The sequence below is a fragment of the Paraburkholderia sp. SIMBA_054 genome, assembly GCF_046534875.1.
Lineage (GTDB): Bacteria > Pseudomonadota > Gammaproteobacteria > Burkholderiales > Burkholderiaceae > Paraburkholderia > Paraburkholderia hospita.
On sequence record NZ_JAWRXV010000843.1, the window covers coordinates 1 to 269 of the forward strand.

Genomic DNA, 269 nt, shown 5'->3' on the forward strand with positions numbered 1-269 from the left:
CTCGCCGCCGAACGCATGGAAGCCGAAATGCTTTCCGCCCGCTCGCATGTCGGCAATGCGGATATTGCCGTGTCGGGCACAGTGCGTATCGGCGCGCCGGACGGGTTCGGGGTCAACTTTCTGGCGCCCCGGTTGGCGCGGCTGACACAGAAATATCCGGACCTGACCATCCAGCTTGTGCCAGTGCCGCGCTCGTTCTCACTGTCGCGCCGTGAAGCCGATATCGCCATTACCGTCGAACGTCCGGAACAAGGCAGGCTGATCGCGCG

At 63.9% G+C, this 269-nt stretch carries 1 protein-coding gene; it reads left to right on the forward strand.

Annotated elements, in window-relative coordinates:
- Positions 1 to 15: 15 nt before the first annotated feature.
- Positions 16 to 269: LysR substrate-binding domain-containing protein (locus SB822_RS57490; protein WP_410859161.1), on the forward strand; the 254-nt coding region annotated here is incomplete at its 3' end.